Source organism: uncultured Bacteroides sp. (assembly GCF_949298305.1).
In the GTDB taxonomy this organism is placed as follows: domain Bacteria; phylum Bacteroidota; class Bacteroidia; order Bacteroidales; family Bacteroidaceae; genus Bacteroides.
Genome location: NZ_CASFWU010000026.1, coordinates 17,381 through 37,133, shown reverse-complemented (window position 1 = coordinate 37,133; position 19,753 = coordinate 17,381). Strand labels below are relative to the sequence as shown.

11 protein-coding genes are annotated in these 19,753 nt (G+C 58.5%); 9 read left to right on the top strand and 2 right to left on the bottom strand.

Going from position 1 to position 19,753, the window contains the following annotated elements:
• The first annotated feature begins 141 nt into the window (after window positions 1–141).
• Window positions 142–1,260 carry a hypothetical protein gene (locus Q1Y74_RS05270; protein ID WP_300812683.1) on the top strand — a complete coding sequence of 373 codons (1,119 nt, stop codon included), beginning with the start codon at window positions 142–144 and terminating at the stop codon, window positions 1,258–1,260.
• Here Q1Y74_RS05270 and Q1Y74_RS05265 read toward each other — a convergent pair.
• Window positions 1,226–1,933 carry an SAM-dependent methyltransferase gene (locus Q1Y74_RS05265; protein ID WP_300812682.1) on the bottom strand — a complete coding sequence of 236 codons (708 nt, stop codon included), beginning with the start codon at window positions 1,931–1,933 and terminating at the stop codon, window positions 1,226–1,228. The two genes, Q1Y74_RS05270 and Q1Y74_RS05265, sit on opposite strands and share 35 nt — an antisense overlap.
• A gap of 101 nt (window positions 1,934–2,034) precedes the next feature.
• The gene (locus Q1Y74_RS05260) at window positions 2,035–2,892 is read right to left on the bottom strand and encodes an enoyl-ACP reductase (RefSeq protein ID WP_300812681.1); all 858 of its coding nucleotides are present in this window, start codon (window positions 2,890–2,892) and stop codon (window positions 2,035–2,037) included.
• Between the two features lie 446 nt (window positions 2,893–3,338).
• On the opposite strand from Q1Y74_RS05260, the gene Q1Y74_RS05255 reads away from it, so the two are divergent.
• The 8 genes from Q1Y74_RS05255 (at window position 3,339) to xyl3A (ending at window position 19,543) form a co-directional block, all read left to right on the top strand.
• Window positions 3,339–4,949: a glycoside hydrolase family 28 protein gene (locus Q1Y74_RS05255; RefSeq protein WP_300812680.1), complete on the top strand. Its 1,611-nt coding sequence runs from the start codon at window positions 3,339–3,341 to the stop codon at window positions 4,947–4,949.
• Between the two features lie 16 nt (window positions 4,950–4,965).
• Entirely contained in the window at window positions 4,966–6,207 is a 1,242-nt protein-coding gene (locus tag Q1Y74_RS05250; protein WP_300812679.1) for a DUF4861 domain-containing protein, read from the top strand.
• A 142-nt stretch (window positions 6,208–6,349) separates the two neighbouring features.
• Window positions 6,350–8,029: a glycoside hydrolase 43 family protein gene (locus Q1Y74_RS05245; protein ID WP_300812678.1), complete on the top strand. Its 1,680-nt coding sequence runs from the start codon at window positions 6,350–6,352 to the stop codon at window positions 8,027–8,029.
• A 433-nt stretch (window positions 8,030–8,462) separates the two neighbouring features.
• Window positions 8,463–9,119, top strand: coding sequence for an HAD family hydrolase (locus Q1Y74_RS05240; RefSeq protein WP_300812677.1), 657 nt, complete (start codon window positions 8,463–8,465; stop codon window positions 9,117–9,119).
• A 541-nt stretch (window positions 9,120–9,660) separates the two neighbouring features.
• Window positions 9,661–12,858 (top strand): TonB-dependent receptor, encoded by a 3,198-nt coding sequence (locus Q1Y74_RS05235; RefSeq protein ID WP_300812676.1) that lies wholly within the window; start codon window positions 9,661–9,663, stop codon window positions 12,856–12,858.
• 23 nt (window positions 12,859–12,881) lie between these two features.
• Window positions 12,882–14,831 carry a RagB/SusD family nutrient uptake outer membrane protein gene (locus Q1Y74_RS05230; RefSeq protein WP_300812675.1) on the top strand — a complete coding sequence of 650 codons (1,950 nt, stop codon included), beginning with the start codon at window positions 12,882–12,884 and terminating at the stop codon, window positions 14,829–14,831.
• A gap of 29 nt (window positions 14,832–14,860) precedes the next feature.
• Window positions 14,861–16,480 carry a DUF5123 domain-containing protein gene (locus tag Q1Y74_RS05225; protein WP_300812674.1) on the top strand — a complete coding sequence of 540 codons (1,620 nt, stop codon included), beginning with the start codon at window positions 14,861–14,863 and terminating at the stop codon, window positions 16,478–16,480.
• Window positions 16,481–16,978: 498 nt separating this feature from the next.
• Window positions 16,979–19,543: a xylan 1,4-beta-xylosidase gene (gene xyl3A / locus Q1Y74_RS05220; RefSeq protein WP_300812673.1), complete on the top strand. Its 2,565-nt coding sequence runs from the start codon at window positions 16,979–16,981 to the stop codon at window positions 19,541–19,543.
• Window positions 19,544–19,753 lie beyond the last annotated feature (210 nt).

The window sequence follows — 19,753 nt, the reverse complement described above, 5'->3', positions numbered from 1 at the left end:
CGGAAGACACCTGAGATTTCAGAGTTCTGATTTCAGATGCTGCTTATAAACCGAGCGCGCAAACTTTAAAGGAAGTTAAAGAACTGAACCTTTAGGGGGTGCAATTGTTACACAAGTTGAAAACGGCAAATCGTACAAACAATGCGTCAACCTGGAGTCTTGTCATCTCAGTTCAATATGTCATTGGGATTTATCCCCGTTATCATATCCATTCTATTAGGTGAATTCATAACGAATGACATGTCAGTCTACATCGGTGCAGGTGTAGGAGTTATCGAATGTACCTGCCTGTTCCTGTGCAGGAAGAGCCTCATCCCTCCCCTGATACTCTATGCCACCACCGGAATGCTGGTGCTGATGTCCGCGTTCATCTTCTTCACAGGCAGCAGCAATCCGCCACAGTCCGCCCCCTTCATTTTGGAAATAAGCGCATTGGTATCGCCTGCCGTCATTCTGTTGCTGCACAGAAGGCACCGGTCCTCCGCACCGGACAAGCCCCGGAATAAGTACAAGCAACTGCTGACCCAAGGAATCGAAGCGGCCGTCGTGACATCGCGTGTCGTGCTGCTGACGGGGCTTCTCCATTTTCTGGCCATTGGCTGCACCCTGCTTTTCCGTTCACCGCTCAGTGACACAGCCCGCCTCATCCTCTTCCACATCGTTCCTCCTGCCGTATTCGTCGTAAGCATTCTGTTCAACCAACTGGGCATCTGTTATTTCAACACGATTATGAAGCACACGCGCTTCCTGCCCATCGTAAACATACAAGGAAAGATACTCGGGAAAATGCCTGTCGCCGAGCTCATCAGAAAGAAGAATAAGTTCATCTGTCCCGTCGTGCGGATTGCCGTAGCCTCACAAGGCATGTTGTTCTTGGCCTCACGTCCGCAGTGCTGTCTGCTGGAAAAAGGAAGGATGGACTTGCCGATGGAAACTTTCCTGACCTACGGAGAGAGCTTGAAACAAGGAGCGGAACGCATCCTGAAACAGACCTTTCCTGCCATTGCACCGGACAAGTTGCGCTTCAGCCTGAAATACCATTTCAAGAACCAGGTCACCAACCGCCTGATATTCCTTTTCCTGCTGGACATTGAAGACGACACCCTCCTGTACAGTGCCGGACTGAAGAACGCCAAACTCTGGACTTTCCAGCAAATCAAGTACGACATCGGCCACAACTACTTCAGCAGTTGCTTTGAGAACGAATACGAATACCTGAAATCGGTTATTTGTACAAGAGAAAAATACAAGGGACTTTAGAAAGGTCGGGCACTCCGCCCGTCTGCCACTCGCGCACGGTGCGCGTCCTGATGTACTCGCCCTCGCAAGTGATGTTGGCAGCGATGCAAAGCCTCGTCTGCGGACGGCAGTTGTGCAGAATATCCTCCACCATCTTGTTGTTGCGGTAAGGAGTCTCGATGAAAAGCTGGGTCTGCTGCTCGGCATAAGCCCGCTGTTCCAACTGCTTCAGCCGCTTGCCACGCTCACCCGCTTCGATGGGCAGATAGCCGTTGAAGGCAAAGCTCTGTCCGTTGAAGCCCGAAGCCATGACAGACAGGATGATGGACGAAGGTCCCACCAACGGTACTACCCGCAGGTTCTTGCGCTGCGCAATGCCCACCACGTCGGCACCCGGGTCGGCCACTGCCGGACAACCCGCTTCGGAAATCACGCCCATGGAGAAACCTTCTTCCAGCGGTTTCAGATAGCCGGAAATCTCTTCGGGCGACGTATGCTTGTTCAGCGGATAGAAAGTCAGCGCATCAATGTCAGTCTCCCTGTCCACTTTCTTCAGGAAACGGCGCGCCGAGCGCACGTCCTCCACAATGAAATGCCGGATGCCGGCAATGATTTCCTTATTATAAGAAGGCAATACGCGTTCCAGCGGCGTGTCGCCCAGGGTGACGGGCAGAAGGTAAAGAGCAGGTTCCATCTTCGGTCAATGAAGCATTAAGAAATTGAACAAAAAAAGAATGGAGAACCGACAAGGGAGGAACCTCCCCTATCCATTCTCCATTCAGCATTGATTGATATTTATCCGTAGATAATCTTACCGTTGGCGTCCTTGTATTCATCCAGACCCTTTTCGTAAGTGGCCATGGCACGAAGGCTCATGCCCACGCTGGAGAAGCCGCCGTCGTGATACAGGTTCTGCATGGTCACCTTGCGGGTCAGGTCAGAGAACATCACGATGCAATAGTCGGCACATTCGTCGGCCGAAGCGTTGCCCAGCGGAGACATGCGGTTGGCAAAGTCGAACAGTTTGTCCATTCCCTTCACGCCCGAACCGGCCGTAGTCATGGTAGGCGACTGGGAGATGGTGTTGACACGCACGTGATGTTCGCGGCCATAGATGTAACCGAAGCTGCGGGCAATGGATTCGAGCAAAGCCTTGGCATCGGCCATGTCGTTGTAGCCATAGAACGTACGCTGTGCGGCCACGTAGCTCAGAGCCAGGATGGAGCCGTACTCGGCAATGGCATCCAGCTTCTTGGCGGACTGTATCATCTTGTGGAAAGAAACGGCCGAAATGTCCAGTGTCTTGGACAGCATATCGTAATCCAAGTCATCGTATGTACGTTTCTTGCGTACGTTGGGAGACATGCCGATAGAGTGGAGCACGAAGTCAACCTGACCGCCCAGCACTTCCATGGAACGTTTGAACACATTCTCCAAATCTTCCACGCTGGTAGCGTCGGCCGGAATCACCTCGCAGTTCAGCTTCTCGGCAAGCGCCGATACTTCACCCATGCGGACGGCAACCGGTGTATTGGACAATGTAATGACAGCACCTTCTTCAACAGCCTTCTCGGCTACCTTCCAAGCGATGGACTGTTCATTCAGGGCACCGAAGATGATGCCTCTCTTTCCTTTCAGCAAATTGTAACTCATACCTATATTTATTAGTAATAAAAATACTTGTCTCGGGGAAGTGTCATCCGCCACAGGGCAAGTGCGGCACCATGGATGAAAAAGACCGTTTTTTACTCCCCCACTCTCTTTCCATCTTCTTTGAAAAGAGGCTGCAAAGATAGTGGAATTTGAGCGCACCGCCAAATAAGTAACTAATTTTTAAGGCTATGACGCGTCACAGGGGGCTACAGAAGGGGCAAAATGACAAAAAATGCACCAAATGCAACAATTAGTACACACGGTTTCAGGCGAAGGCGGATATTTTTGCAAACGGTAAATAGCGAGACATAAGCAAGTAGTTATTTAAGGTTAGAATTAGGTTTACTTGAACCGTTGTCAGGACCTTCGCAAGCCGCTCGGGAGAGCCGCCTGCGGAGGAGCCGACAAGCAAGAGACGAAGAATTAACATTAATAATCATATATCGATGAACACACTGAAACAGTTATTTTCACTTTCCGCACTTGCCTTCCTGCTGCTGGCAAACCAAGCTTGTGCAACCAACGAGAAGCAACAGGTCGCAACCGCACAAACGGACGAAAGCCTCCTCTATGCCGGACTGCCCTTCGACATGCCCAAGGTGGAACAACCCGTCTTTCCTGCCTACGAGGCAAGCATCACGGACTTCGGAGCCCAGAGCGACGGCATCACCCTGAACACGGAAGCCATCAACAAGGCCATCAAGGCCGTCAACGAAAAGGGAGGCGGCAAGGTCATCATTCCCGAAGGCCTCTGGCTGACAGGCCCCATCGAACTGCTGAGCAACGTCAACCTCTATACAGAGAAAAACGCGCTGGTCATCTTCACGGACGACTTCAACGCCTACCCCATCATCAGCACCTCGTTCGAGGGACTGAACACCCGCCGCTGCCAGTCGCCCATCTCGGCCCGGAACGCTGAGAACATTGCCATCACGGGACACGGCGTGTTCGACGGCTCGGGCGACAGCTGGCGCCCCGTGAAGAAGGGCAAGATGACCTCCTCGCAATGGAACAGCCTCGTCAAGACGGGCGGCGTGGTGAAGGACGACGTCTGGTACCCCACCGAAGGCTCGCTGAAAGGTGCCATGGCCTGCAAGGACTTCAACAACCCCGAAGGCATCGAGACCGACGAAGAATGGAACGAGATACGCCCGTGGCTGCGCCCGGTGCTGCTCAACATCGTGAAGAGCAAGAAGGTGCTGCTGGAAGGCGTCACCTTCAAGAACTCGCCCAGCTGGTGCCTGCACCCGCTCTCGTGCGAACACATCACCATCCGCAACGTGAAGGTGTTCAACCCCTGGTACTCGCAGAACGGCGACGCACTGGACCTGGAGTCGTGCAAGAACGCCCTGATTGTGAACAACGTGTTCGACGCCGGCGATGACGCCATCTGCATCAAGTCCGGCAAGGACGAGGACGGCCGCAAGCGCGGCGAGCCCTGCCAGAACGTGATTGTGAAGAACAACACCGTGCTGCACGGACACGGCGGCTTCGTGGTGGGCAGCGAGATGTCGGGCGGCGTGAAGAACATCTACGTGGCCGACTGCACCTTCCTGGGCACCGACGTAGGCCTGCGCTTCAAGAGCACCCGCGGCCGTGGCGGCGTGGTGGAAGGCATCTACATCGACAACATCCACATGATTGACATTCCCCACGAACCCCTGCTGTTCGACCTCTTCTATGGCGGCAAGGCGGCCGGCGAAGAGACCGAAGCCGACCTGCAAAACCGCATGAAGGCCAACATCCCCGCCGTCACCGAAGAGACACCCGCCTTCCGCGACATCCACATCAGCAACGTCATCTGCAAGGGCTCGGGACGCGCCATGTTCTTCAACGGCCTGCCCGAAATGCCAATTGAAGGGGTCAGCGTGAAGAACGTGGTCATCAGCCAGGCCAAGAGCGGCATCGTCATCAGCCAGGCCAAGAACGTGACCCTGGAGAACATCCGCATCGAAACCAAGGGCGACGTGCTGCAAATCAAGAACGCCGAGAACGTGACGGTGAACGGACAGACCCACAACAACCCCTCGGCCAAAGCACAGGCCATCGAGCTGTAACCAGCCTGCCAGCACCATGAAAACGAACCTACTCTTCATCCTGTGCCTGCTGTGCGGCCTCCCCGTGAGCGCACAGCAGGCCACCGGTGCCACCACCGTCCGCCTGACGGTGACAGTCGGCAACGACTGGAACCGCGACAAGACGGACGAGCCCGTGGTCATCCGGCTGGCGGAAGTGAAGCCCGCATTCCGCGTGCAGTCGGCCACGGTCACGGACGGCGACCGCGAAATACCCTCGCAACTGGACGACCTGGACGGCGACCGCAAGGCCGACGAACTGGCCTTCGTCATCGACCTGCCCGCACGCAGCACCCGGCGGCTGACCGTCACCCTCTCCTCCGAGAAGACCGGCCGCAGCTATCCCGCCCGCGTATTCGCCCAGATGCTGGTGAAGGACGCCAAGAAGCAGAAGCACGCCCCCACGCAGGCCATCACCGTGCCCGGCACCACCAACTTCTACAACATGCTGCAAGGCCACGGCCCCATGTTCGAGTCCGAACTGGTGGCCTACCGCATCTACTTCAACCAGAAGCAGACGGTAGACCCCTACGGCAAGTTCAACAAGGGGCTGGAGCTGAAGGAGAGCCAGTTCTACCCCACCGACCGGCAACTGGCGCGCGGCTTCGGCGACGACGTGCTGATGGTGGGCAACAGCTGCGGCGTGGGCGCGCTGAAAGGATGGGACGGCACCCGTGCCACCCACATCGAGCCCATAGCCAGCCGCACGGAGCGCATCCTGGCATACGGACCTGTGCGCACCGTGGTGGACGTGGAGGTCAAGGGCTGGGAATACCGGGGCAAGGAACTGGACATGACCAACCGCTACATCCTCTACGCCGGACACCGCGACCTGCGGGTGGAGACCTTCTTCTCCGCCCCCTTGCAGGACGAAGTGTTCTGCACGGGCGTACAGAACATCATGGGCAACGAGACCCTCGCCCACTCCGACCACCGCGGACTGGTGGGCAGCTGGGGACGCCACTGGCCCGTGACGGACACGGTGAAGTACGCCAAGGAGACCGTGGGCATAGCCACCTGCATCCCCCGCAAGTACGTGGGGCAGGAGGTGAAGGACGAGGACAACTTCCTCTACACCGTCTCGGCCCCCGGCAGCGACCGCTTCCACTACCACACCATGTTCACCTCGCGCAAGGAGACCTTCGGCTACCCCTCGCCCGAAGCCTGGTTTGCCTACATGGAGGAGTGGAAAGACGGACTGGAGCATCCGGCCCGCGTCAGCATCAGCATCGAGCCATAAAGCCGGCCGGAAGCCGATACACATTTTTTAGACGCGGATGGCGCAGAGATTATAGGAACCAAACTGCGTAAATCTGCGTAAATCTGCGTTTCATCCACCATTAACCATTTATCATTAACCATTAACCATTAATCATTCCCCAATGTCTCTCAAACCCCTCCTCGCAGGGCTGGGCCTGCTCATCGCCCTGCCCCTCTCCGCCCAGCAGACGGACTACGTCTCCGAAGTCTGGTGTGCCGACCTGGGCAACGGGAAGTACAAGAATCCCGTGCTCTATGCCGACTACTCCGACCCGGACGCCTGCCGCGTGGGCGACGACTTCTACCTGACCTCGTCCAGCTTCAACTGCCTGCCCGGCTTGCAGATACTCCACTCCAAGGACCTGGTGAACTGGCGCATCATCGGCGCCGCCGTACCCTACGCCCTGCCCCCCGTCGAGACGCCCGAACGCCCCGAACACGGCAACCGCGTCTGGGCGCCCAGCATCCGCCATCATAACGGCGAGTTCTACATCTTCTGGGGCGACCCCGACCAGGGCGCCTTCATGGTGAAGGCCAAAGACCCGCAAGGGCCGTGGACCGAACCCGTGCTCGTGAAGCCCGGAAAGGGCATCATCGACACCTGCCCCCTGTGGGACGAGGACGGACGCGTGTACATGGTCCACGCCTACGCCGGCAGCCGTGCGGGCCTGAAGAGCGTCATCGCCGTCTGCGAACTGAACGCCGACGCCACGCGGGCCATCACCCAGTCGCGCATCGTCTTCGACGGACACGAGGCCCACGAGACCTGCGAAGGCCCCAAGTTCTATAAGCGCGACGGCTATTACTACATCTTCCACCCCGCCGGAGGCGTGCCCACCGGCTGGCAGGTGGTGCTGCGCTCCAAGAACGTCTACGGCCCCTACGAGTGGCGCACCGTGCTGGCACAGGGCGACAGCCCCGTCAACGGCCCCCATCAGGGAGCCTGGGTGGACACGCCCACAGGCGAGGACTGGTTCCTGCACTTCCAGGACGTAGGCGCCTACGGACGGCTGGTACACCTGCAACCCATGAAGTGGGTGGACGGATGGCCCGTCATCGGCACGGACCCGGACGGCGACGGCTGCGGCGAGCCCGTACTGACCTGGCAGAAACCCAATGTAGGCCGCACCTACCCCGTCTGCAACCCGCAGGAGAGCGACGAGTTCGACGGCTACACCCTGTCGCCCCAATGGCAGTGGCACGCCAACATCAACGAGAAGTGGGCCTACTGCGCCGGCGACCGGAGCCTGCTGCGCCTCTACTCCTACCCCGTGACCGCCGACTGCAAGAACCTGTGGGACGTGGCCAACCTGCTGCTCCAGAAGACGCCCGCCCCCAACTTCACCGCCACCCTGAAGCTCACCTTCAAACCCACGGCCAAGTATAAGGGCGAACGCACGGGGCTGGTGGTCATGGGCATGGACTATGCCGGACTGATGCTGGAGAATACCGACGGGGGGCTGGTGCTCTCGCAGGTGACCTGCCGCAAGGCCGACAAGGGCAGCCCCGAAGCGGTGAACGCCTCCACCGCCGTGGCGGACAGCACCGTCTACCTGCGCGTAAGGTTCAGCTGCGACGGACGCAAGATAGCCAAGAGCGAGGGCGGACACGACCTGGTGGTGAACTGCCGCTTCAGCTACAGCACGGACGGCAAGAAGTTCCAGCCCCTGGGCAGCGCCTTCCAGGCCCGCGAGGGGAAATGGATAGGCGCCAAGGTGGGCACCTTCTGCACGCGGCCCGCCATCACGACCAACGACGGCGGCTGGGCGGACATCGACTGGTTCCGCATCACCCGCAAGTAGCCTCCCCACACACGGCACAGAGACACCCTCCTGCACGCAGGCCGCAAACACAGGCCTGGCATGCAGGAGGGTGTCTGCTATCCGGCAGGAAGGATGACTCAAAGTCCGCAGAAAGTTATAAAGCAGCGGCTGCGTTGTACATCTGAGCCGTTCAGTTGTACATCTGAGCGCTTGCGTTATAAAACGCAGCGGCTGCTTTATAACTTTTCTTCGGCCTTGGCCCAAGCCGGGACGCACAGAGGGCTGTCCTTTCCCGCACAGAGTCCCTTCCTGCTCCAGGTCCTGTGCCGGCCGTCTCCGGGCCTCCGCCCCGCAAGTGCCCGACGGGGCGGCCCCTTCCTCCTTGAGGCCGGGACATCGAAATCGGGCAGCCATCAGCCCGCCTTTGCGGAGGAAATTCGTATCTTTGCCGCCGGACAATAACGAAAAGACAATGAAAAGACTGGTAATATTCGACCTGGACGGCACCCTGCTGAACACCATTGCCGACCTGGCACAAAGCACCAACCACGCCCTCAAGGCCCTGGGCTACCCCACGCACGAAGAGTCGGCCTACAACTTCATGGTGGGCAACGGCATCAACAAGCTGTTTGAACGCGCCCTGCCCGAGGGCGAGAAGACGGAAGAGAACGTGCTGCGCGTGCGCCGCGAGTTCATCCCCTACTACGACGTACACAACGCCGACATGAGCCGCCCCTATCCCGGCATCCCCGAGCTGCTGGAACGCCTGCAAGGCGCAGGAGTGGCCGTAGCCGTGGCCTCGAACAAGTATCAGGCGGCCACCGAGAGACTGATAGCCCACTACTTCCCCGCCATCCGCTTCACCGCCGTCTTCGGCCAGCGCGAAGGCGTGAACGTCAAGCCCGACCCGACCATCGTCCACGACATCCTCGCCATAGCCCGCATCCCCCGCGAGGAGGTGCTCTACGTGGGCGACTCGGGCGTGGACATGCAGACAGCCGCCAACGCCGGCGTCACCGCCTGCGGAGTGACGTGGGGATTCCGCCCCCGCACCGAGCTGGAAGCCTTCCACCCTGCCCGTCTGGCAGACTCTACCGAAGAAGTCTGGCAAGCAGTCTGCAACGGCTGACACAAGCCTGCCCCCAGCGGCATCGGGCCTGTGCCAGGAATGCGAACGGCGCACCCGTCCATACGGCTCACCCTTCACCGCCACAAGAGCCACACGACCGGCGCGCCGCCCGCATTCCCCGACGCAGACCTGCACGCCTCCGCTTCGTCCCTGTGGAAAAACACAGACAGAAAAGCCACACGGAAGGAATTGTATTATACACGAACCATCCCACTCCGTCCGGACTGCGGCAAGCCGGAAAAGCCTTCCTTTCCCTGCCGGAGGCCGCTTTCCGTTATCGGACACACCCCATCCTTCCACTCCCGCCTGCCCACCGTCCCGAAAAACCTCCAAGCGGCTTAGCATTAGCGTCCTGTCCCCTGTTAATAACAAAAAATACCCACCTAAAAACAGATTTTACACATTTACTTTTTCACATCCCTATACTTTTGCATCGAGGAATTAACAGTGTGTACGAACACACCCGGACAGAAAAATATTTCTAATTTATAAACATGCAAAGAATGTCTAACACACTTCGCTGCTGTTCCTACTGGCGGCGATGATATCGCTCAGCGTATCGGCGCAGAACGTAACCGTAAAGGGTACTGTGAAAGACAAGACGGGAGAAACGGTCATCGGAGCTTCCGTAGTAGAGAAAGGGAACACCGGCAACGGTACAATAACCGACATTGACGGCAACTACACCCTCTCCGTCCCCTCCAACGCCACGTTGGTATTCTCATTCGTAGGTATGAAATCAATTGAAAAGCCCGTCAACGGACAGACGGTTGTCAACGTGACGATGGAAGACGACACCCAGACACTGGACGAGGTCGTGGTTATCGGTTACGGTACGGTGTCCAAGAGAGACCTGACCGGTTCCGTTGCCTCCGTCAGTTCCGAGCAACTGGCAGCGGTGCCCGTCTCAAGCGCTTCCGAGGCGCTGACCGGTAAGCTGGCCGGTGTGAACATCACGACTACCGAGGGTTCGCCCGACGCCGACATCAAAATCCGTGTGCGTGGCGGCGGTTCACTGTCGCAGGACAACTCGCCGCTCTACATCGTGGACGGTTTCCCCGTGTCCAGCATCAGCGACATCGCCCCCTCTGAAATCCAAAGCATCGACGTACTGAAGGACGCCTCCTCCACGGCCATCTACGGTGCCCGAGGCGCCAACGGCGTTATCATCGTAACCACCAAGAGCGGCCGCGAAGGCAAGACTCAGGTGGACTTCAACGCATCCTACGGCTACAAGAAAGTGACCAAGCTGAACAAGGTGATGAGCCCGTATGACTATGCCGCCTACCAATATGAACTGGGTTCTACCGACTATGGCAACTACCAGGACCTGGACATCTGGAAATCGGTTGAAGGAACAGACTTCCAGGATGAGATTTTCGGCCGCACCGGCAACCAGACGCAGTATAACGTCAACGTAAGCGGCGGCAGCAAGCAGATTAAGTTCAACGTAGGCTACGCCCACAACGACGAGAAGAGCATCATGCTCGGTTCCGGCTTCAACAAGGACAACATCAACGCCAAAATCAATGCCGAGCTGAACAAATGGATGTCCTTGGACTTCAATGCCCGCCTGAGCTACACGACCATCGACGGCCTGAGCGGCGGTGCGGACACCAACGAGTCGAATGCGGCCAACTCCATCGTGGCCAACGCCGCCCGCTTCCGCCCCATCGACCCGCTGACCAGCAACACCGACGACGACGAGAACAACACCTCCAGCCAGAAAGACCCGCTGGAGCGCCTGCTTGCCACTTATAAGAAAAAGAATACCTTCAACCAGAACTACAACGTAGGCTTGAACTGGAAGCCCTTCAAGAACTTCACCTTCCGTTCGGAGTTCGGCTACGGCTGGAAATACGAAGATACGGACCAGGTATGGGCATCGGACGCCGTACAGAACTCCAAGCTGGGCTACAACGGACAGCCGCAGGCCATCCTGACCAGAAACACCACCAAGAACTGGCGCAATGCCAACACCCTGACCTACGACAACAAGAAACTGTTTGACGGACGCGACAAGCTGAACGTGCTGCTGGGTCACGAGGTAAGCAGCAGTCAGAAGACGAGCGTAGAGAACACCTCGGTGGCCTTCCCCATCTCCATGACCATTGAAGAAGTGCTGGCCAACATGGGTTCGGGCACGGCACTGCCCACGCAGACCACCATCTCCGCCAAGGAGAACATGCTCTCCTTCTTCGGCCGCGTCAACTACACCATGGCCGACAAGTATCTGCTGACCGTTACGGTACGTGCCGACGGCTCCAGCAAGTTCGCCAAGGGCAACCAGTGGGGCGTATTCCCGTCTGCCGCCCTGGCATGGCGCGTGTCCGACGAATCCTTCATGCAAAGCGCGTCCGAATGGCTATCCAACCTGAAGCTGCGCCTCAGCTACGGTACGGCCGGTAACAACCGCATCAACTCCGGCCTGATGTACACCACCTTCTCCCTGTCGGGCAACACTTCCAAGGCGCCCTTCTTCGACGAAACCCGCTACACCATGCTGGAGCACGGCACCAACCTGTCCAACCCCGACCTGAAGTGGGAGACAACCATCACCCGCAACCTGGGTGTTGACTTCGGCTTCTGGAACAACCGCCTCTCCGGTTCGTTGGACTTCTACTGGAACACGACCAAAGACCTGCTGATGAGAACCGAGATTCCGTCCAACACCGGCTACAGCTACCAGTACCAGAACTTCGGAAAGACCTCCAACAAGGGTGTGGAACTCTCCCTGAACGCCGTCCTGCTGGACAAGAAGAACTACAGCCTGAATTTCAACTTCAACATCTCTTACAACAAGAACCGCATCGACGAACTGAACACCGAGAACCCCTGGCAGAGCAGCAGCTGGTCGGGCAGCACCATTGCCAAATACGAAGACTTCCGCGTGGAGGAAGGCGGCAGCCTGGGCGAAATCTGGGGCTACAAGACCAACGGCTTCTTCACAGCCTACGACCCGCAGAGCAACCCGAACGGCGAACTGGTGCTGAACGGAACCAACTGGGTACTGAGAGACGGCATCAACGACAAGAGCAACAGCATCACCGGCGGCACCTACTATCCGGGCGCCCTGAAGGTGGAATGCGACGAGAACGGAGACCCCATCAAGCAGAAGCTGGGCAACACCGTGGCCCCGCTGACCGGCGGCTTCGGCTTTGACGGCACATTGGGCAACTTCGACTTCAACATCTTCTTCAACTACTCCATCGGCAACCAGATTGTCAACGGTACCAAACTGGCCACCGCCTTCTACACCGGCTCGGCCAGAGGCTACAACCTGAACAACGACTTCGCACTGGCCAACCGCTACACCTGGATTGACCCCGCAACGGGATTGAACCTGGGCCGTCCGAGCAACACTGTCATCGACTATTACGGGGGAGCCGACGCCTTGATTTCGCGCCTGAACGCCATCAACGCCAACGCCTCCATCTACAACCCGGCAGCCGTGACCACCATGCAGCTGATTGACTACGCCGTAGAAGACGCATCCTTCCTGCGTGTAAACAACGTGACGGTGGGCTACACCCTGCCCAAGGCCTGGTGCCAGAAGGTGTTCACACAGAGAATACGCATCTACCTGACCGGCTACAACCTCTTCTGCTTCACCAAGTACAGCGGTGCCGACCCCGAAGTGGACACCAGCAGCAAGAAGAACGCCATGACACCGGGCATAGACTATGCAGCCTATCCCAAGAGCCGTTCGTTCGTAGGAGGCATCAACGTTACATTCTAACTTAACTTTAAAAGAAACCATTTATGAAAAATATAGCAAAAGCACTGATTCTGGCAGCCGGGGTACTGGGCATGACCTCTTGTTCGGACTTCCTGGACCAGACTTCCCCTTCGGAACTGACCGGCGAAACCATCTCGCAATCGACCTACTACACCGGACTGACGGTGAACAAGATATACGGCGGGCTGACACAGGATGCCACGTATTCGCAATACATCCCCATCATCTGGGGCCTGAACTCTGACTGTGAGCTGGTAGACGGTCTGGGCGACGACGCCACCAACGCCACCAGCGAACGGGGCAACATGAACTACAACGCCAACCCCGGCTGGTCAAGACTGGCACAGGTATGGGACGCCATGTACGGCGTCATTGAAAACGCCAACCTGGCCATCGAAATGATAGACGCAAGTCCGCTGACCACCTCGGGAGGTACGGACCAAAAGACCATGGAACGCTATAAAGGCGAGGCACTGACCCTGCGTGCCATGATTTACCTGGACCTCATCCGCTTCTTCGGCGACATCCCCATGAAGCTGGAGTCGTCCAAATCGGACCTGAGCAACGCCTATCTGGAGAAAACAGACCGCGACGTCATTCTGGACACCCTGATTACCGACCTGGAGAAGGCCATCGAACTGCTGCCCTGGGCAGGCGAAGTGTCCACCTACAGCACCGAACACGTGACCAAAGGCTATGCACACGCCCTGCTGGCCAACATTGCCCTGACACGGGCCGGATGGGCCATCCGCGAGAAGTCCAAGGAAGGCTATGAGACAGCCTCGTACAGCGACCCCACCTATCCCACCCAACGCTGCGACGCAGCCACCCGCAAGGCGATGTATGAACTGGCCCTCGCTCACCTGAGCGCCATCATCACCAACGGCACGCACCAGCTGAACCCCTCCATCGAAAACCAATGGTATCTGCTCAACCAGCGCCAACTGGACCAGACCTATCGCGAGAACATCTTCGAGATTCCCATGGGACTGGGCGTCAGCAGCGAGCTGGGCTATACGGTAGGCGTGCGCATCAACGGCGCCAGCGCACAATACGGCGCCAAGGGCAACTCATCGGGCAAGATGAAGGTCACCGCCCCGTTCTTCTGGTCGTTTGACAAGAAAGACCTGCGCCGCGACATCACCTGCTGCAACCTCCAGCTGAAAGAGACAAGCGGAGTCCTGAAGGAAGAGATGCTGGGCAACACCCCCTTCGCCATCTACGTGGGCAAGTGGGACATCCGCAAGATGAACGAAGAATGGCGCCAGGCAGCCATCGCCACCGGCAACGCCAAGTGGATGAGCGGCATCAACGTGGTGCGCATGCGCTATCCGCAGGTGCTGCTGATGTATGCCGAAGTGATGAACGAACTGGCAGGACCCGACGGCGGATATGCCGGCTCGGCCGGTCTGACCGCCCGCCAGGCGCTCTCCGAAGTCCACTGCCGTGCCTTCGCCCAGGGCGACAAGGCTGAGGCCGAGAGCTACATTGCCGCCATCCCGGCCGACAAGGATGCCTTCTTCAACGCCATCGTAGACGAGAACGCATGGGAACTTGCCGGCGAAGGCGTCCGCAAGTTCGACCTCATCCGCTGGAACCTGCTGGCCGAGAAGACACAGGAGTTCAAAGACAACTACGTAGCACAGATGAGCGACGAGACCAACGGCTATCCCGAAAAGATTTACTTCAACTACACGGACGAAAGCAAGACCGTAATAGACCTGAGCAGCGTGACCTGGTACGGACTGCCCGAAGGCAAGACTTCGGCCGACTATGACGACAGCAAGGACTTCTTCGGCAAGGAAAGAACCGACGCCACCCAGAAGAACCTGAACGTCAACCTGCCGTCCATCTCCAGCGGACTGATAGGCGACAACGTGACCGTGAAGAACCGCTACCTGCTGCCCATCGGCTCCACCACGATTTCGGCATCCAACGGAACGCTGTACAACTCTTACGGATACTCCAACTAACATTACCCAACACCTATAATATAACTGACATGAAGAATACCAAACATATCATCGGCGCCGGAGCTCTCATGCTCCTGGCCGCCTTCGCAACAACCTCCTGCACGGAAGGCAACGACTGGGAGGTAGACAGCTCATACGACCGACTGTTCAGCGTAAGCTCGGACGGGATATCCGTATCGAGCAAGGCCACATCAGCCGAAGTGAAATGGAACGCCGTACCCGAGGCCGAATACTACATCATTGAGGTGAGTACGGACAGCTTGTACAACGACATACCCATGGGCGGCGCCAACGCCATGGTCTATGGCGAAGACAAGTCCATCGTCGAAAGCCCCTACACCATCGGCAACCTGAAGGCCGACACCAAGTACTTCCTCCGCATGAAGAGCCTGTCGAGCCAGAAGAGCGAATCCAAATGGAGCTACTACACCGACTACAGCTTCACCACACCGACCGAACAGATTTTCGAGTCACTGTCCGGCTCAGACGTGGACGACAACTCCGTAACCCTGCACTGGGAAGCCGGAGCCGACGTGGACCGCATTGAGATTACCGATGCCAACGGCACGCTGGTCAAGTCCGTAGAAGTGACCGAAGAGGCCAAGCAGAAGGGCGAAATGACCATCGACGGCCTGCAGCAGCTGACCTCGTACACGGCCACCATCTACCTGGGCGATACCAAACGCGGCGTCTTGAGCTTCACCACCAACGCCAAGGTGCCCGACGCCGACTACACCGCCTACCTGGGCGCCCAAGACTCGCTCAACAATGCCCTGCTCGAAGAAATGGCGGCAGCCGGCTATCAGACCGTCAACGTGGCCCTGAACGCCGGAGCAAGCTACAAGAACGAGAACACCATCTACATCCCCGACGGCATGTCGGTAACCTTCTTCGGACTGCCGGGCGACGCACAAGCTGTCATCAGCGTGAAGAACTTCGACGTGGAGGGCACCCACAGCTTCGTACGCTTCGAGAACGTGGAACTCACCGGCGAGCACGGTGACTACCTGTTCAACCAGTCGGCGGCAGCCACCGTGGGCAGCATCGAGTTCAACAACTGCTTCATCCACAGCCTCAAGAACACACCGTTCCGCCTCCAGGGTTCCAACGAGAAGGTCATCAACACGCTCAGCTTCAACAACTGCATCATCTACGGAGCCGAAAGCCGCTCGTACAGCCTGGTACACGTTGACGCCAGCAGCGGCAAGGGCAAGGTGGAGAACATCGTCTTCACCAACTCCACCGTGGTCTACACCGGCAAGTGCTTCGTCTACTGCAAGAACACGGACTTCACCTCGCTGAAGGTGGCCGACTGTACCTTCAGCAAGGCCATGGGAAGCGGCGACTACTTCCTGGACTGCGACAAGAACGGCAACGGACCGCAGAGCATCGAAATCACCAACTGCATCCTGGGCAGCACCTCGGCCGAGGCCAAGGGCATCCGCGCCAACGACGTCGTACCCGTGGTGAGCAACAGCTATATGACCAGCGACATGAAGATTACGGGCAACAAAATCAACGGCCTCAACACCTATGAAGGCGGCGAAGCCGACCTGTTCCAAGACCCCGAGAACAGAGACTTTACCATCATAGACAACAGTTTCGACGGCAAACGCAACTGTGGCGACCCCAGATGGTATATGAAATAACCCCTGCCTGACAACGGCCTGACACAGAGGGCGCATCCGCACGGTGCGCCCTCTGCTTTTGTCTGCGGGCACAGGCCCGCCCGCCTTTGCCGCGCTCATCGGCCCGCCCTGTGCCTGCCGCCTGCCGTCCGCCGCCCCACGACGGCCGGACGAAAGCAGACATCCATTTTTATTTACATCAGAAAACGAGGCAGCGAAAGTACACAACCGAGGCCCCCTCAGTCGTATACCGAGGCAGCCTCAGTACACGACTGAGAGCCCCTCTGTATACGACTGAGACGGGCTATTTACACATCGCTCACAACCAGCCCTTTACAAAACGGCCGCCACGATTGAAAAAACCGTACATAGCCTGCCGCCACGCACACCCGGCAGACGGCACGCCACAGGAGCCGTGTCATTTTTCCCGCTTCTGAAAAATAATTCAGACATGACTTTGCCAATACATCCGTTATCCATACATTTGCAGGAAATGAACCACTTAAACACAACAACCGCATGAAAAACATTTTCATCCTGCTGTCCGTTGTCTGCTGCCTGTGCAGCTGCGGCGGCAAAAGTCCTTATCAGGATTCCACACTATCCCCCGAGCAACGGGCCGACGACCTGCTGAAACAACTTACACTGGAGGAAAAAGTATCACTGATGCAAAACAACTCGCCCGCCATCCCCCGCCTGGGCATCAAGCCCTACGAATGGTGGAACGAGGCCCTGCACGGCGTGGGACGCGCCGGACTGGCCACCGTCTTCCCACAGGCCATCGGCATGGGCGCCTCGTTCAACGACTCGCTGCTCCACGAGGTGTTCAACGCCGTCAGCGACGAGGCCCGCGCCAAGACCCGCCTGGCCCGCCAGGCAGGCAGCTACAAGCGCTACCAGGGACTGACCTTCTGGACACCGAACGTCAACATCTTCCGCGACCCGCGCTGGGGACGCGGACAGGAGACCTACGGCGAAGACCCCTACCTCACCGCCCAACTGGGCATGGCCGTGGTGCGCGGGCTGCAAGGCCCCGAAGGGAGCCGCTACGACAAGGCCCACGCCTGCGCCAAGCATTACGCCGTACATTCGGGCCCCGAATGGAACCGACACAGCTTCAATGCCGAAAATATCGACCCGCGCGACCTGTGGGAGACTTACCTGCCCGCTTTCAAGGACTTGGTGCAGAAGGCCGGCGTGAAGGAGGTGATGTGTGCCTACAACCGCTTCGAGGGCGCCCCCTGCTGCGGCAGTAACCGCCTGCTGACGCAGATTCTGCGCGACGAGTGGGGCTTCGACGGCCTCATCGTGAGCGACTGCTGGGCCATCAACGACTTCTTCGAAAAGGGACACCACGAGACCCACCCCGACGAGCCTTCGGCCGCATCGGCCGCCGTGCTGACGGGCACGGACCTGGAGTGCGGCAGCGTATATGCCACCCTGGCCGAGGCCGTGAAGCAGGGAAAAATCAAGGAGGAAGACATAGACCGCTCCGTGCGCAGGCTGCTGAAGGCCCGCTTCGAGCTGGGCGAGATGGACGCCACCACGCCCTGGGACAGCATTCCGGACGACATCATCGACAGCCCCGAACACCGGCAGATGGCCCTCCGCATGGCCCGCGAGAGCATGGTGCTGCTGCAGAACCGCAACAACCTGCTGCCGCTGGACAAGAACTGCAAGATTGCCCTCATAGGCCCCAATGCCAACGACTCGGTGATGCAGTGGGGCAACTACAACGGCTTCCCGGCCCACACCGTCACTCTGCTCGAAGCCCTGCAACACCGCCTGCCGCAGGCTCAGCTGGTCTACGTGCCGGGCTGCGACCGTGTCTCCGAGCGGATGTTCACCAGCCTCTTCGACCAGTGCGGCACGGCCGCCGGCAACGGGTTCGACGCCACCTACTGGGACAACGGCACCTGCGAAGGCACCCCCGTGGCCACCGCACGCCAGACCACCCCATTCCGCTTCAACACGGACGGCGCCACCGCCTTTGCCCCCAACGTGCCGCTCACCGGCTTCTCGGGTGTCTACCGCTCTACCCTGAAGCCACAGAAGGCAGGAGAGATTGAGTTCCGCATCCAGATGCGCGGCGCCTACGAGCTCCTCGTCGACGGCAAGCAGGTGGCCGCCAAGGAGGGCATCTACCGCAAGATGGAAACCGTCTACACCATGCCCGCAAAGGCCGGACAGGCTTACGACATCGAACTGAAATACCGCCAGCAGGGAAACGGCGCCACGCTGTTCTTCGACCTGGGCACCAACACGCCCGTCAACCGGCAGGAAGTGCTCCAGGCAATAGGCGGATGCGACGTGGTTGTCTTTGCCGGAGGCATCGCCCCCTCGCTGGAGGGTGAAGAGATGGCCGTCGACGCGCCGGGCTTCAAGGGAGGCGACCGCACGGACATCGAGCTGCCCGCCGTACAGCGCCAGCTGCTGAAGGCCCTCAAGGCGGCCGGAAAGAAGATTGTGATGGTCAACTTCTCCGGAAGCGCCGTCGGGCTGACACCCGAAAGCACCAGCTGCGACGCCATCCTGCAGGCCTGGTATCCGGGACAGGCGGGAGGCGAGGCCATTGCCGACGTGCTCTTCGGCGACTACAATCCCGCCGGACGCCTGCCCGTCACCTTCTACAAGAACATCGGCCAGCTGCCCGACTTCCAGGACTACTCCATGAAGGGCCGCACCTACCGCTACCTGGCGGAGAAGCCCCTCTTTGCCTTCGGCCACGGACTGAGCTACACCACCTTCCGTTACGGCGAGGCCCGGGTGGCGGACGGCAACCTGGTAGTGACGGTGAGCAACACGGGCAAACGCGACGGCGAAGAGGTGGTGCAGCTCTACCTGCAGCGCACCGACGACCCCGAAGGCCCGCAGAAGACCCTGAGAGGTTTCAAGCGTGTGTCCATCCCCGCCGGCGCCAGCCGCGACGTGGTGCTGCCCCTGACGGACGAAACCTTCAACTGGTGGGACAAGGAGACCAACACCGTCCACCCGCTGGATGGCACCTACCGCCTGATGTACGGAGGCAGCTCGGACAACAGCTGCCTCAAGAGCCTTGAATATACGTATAAACAAGACCTCTGACCTCCTACCGGAAGGACACGATAAAAAGACTCGCCACAGACTGCGCAGCATCCTCATCCGTTTGCATTGAGCAAAATAAAGGAGGAGAGCTTGCACAGTCTGTGGCGAGTCTTCTATAAAAACGCATCAAAGACAAGAGCGATGCGGCCTTTGGCCATGCCGCTACAGCTACGGGCCAGACAAAGTTGCAGCCTTATCCGAAGTGACGGT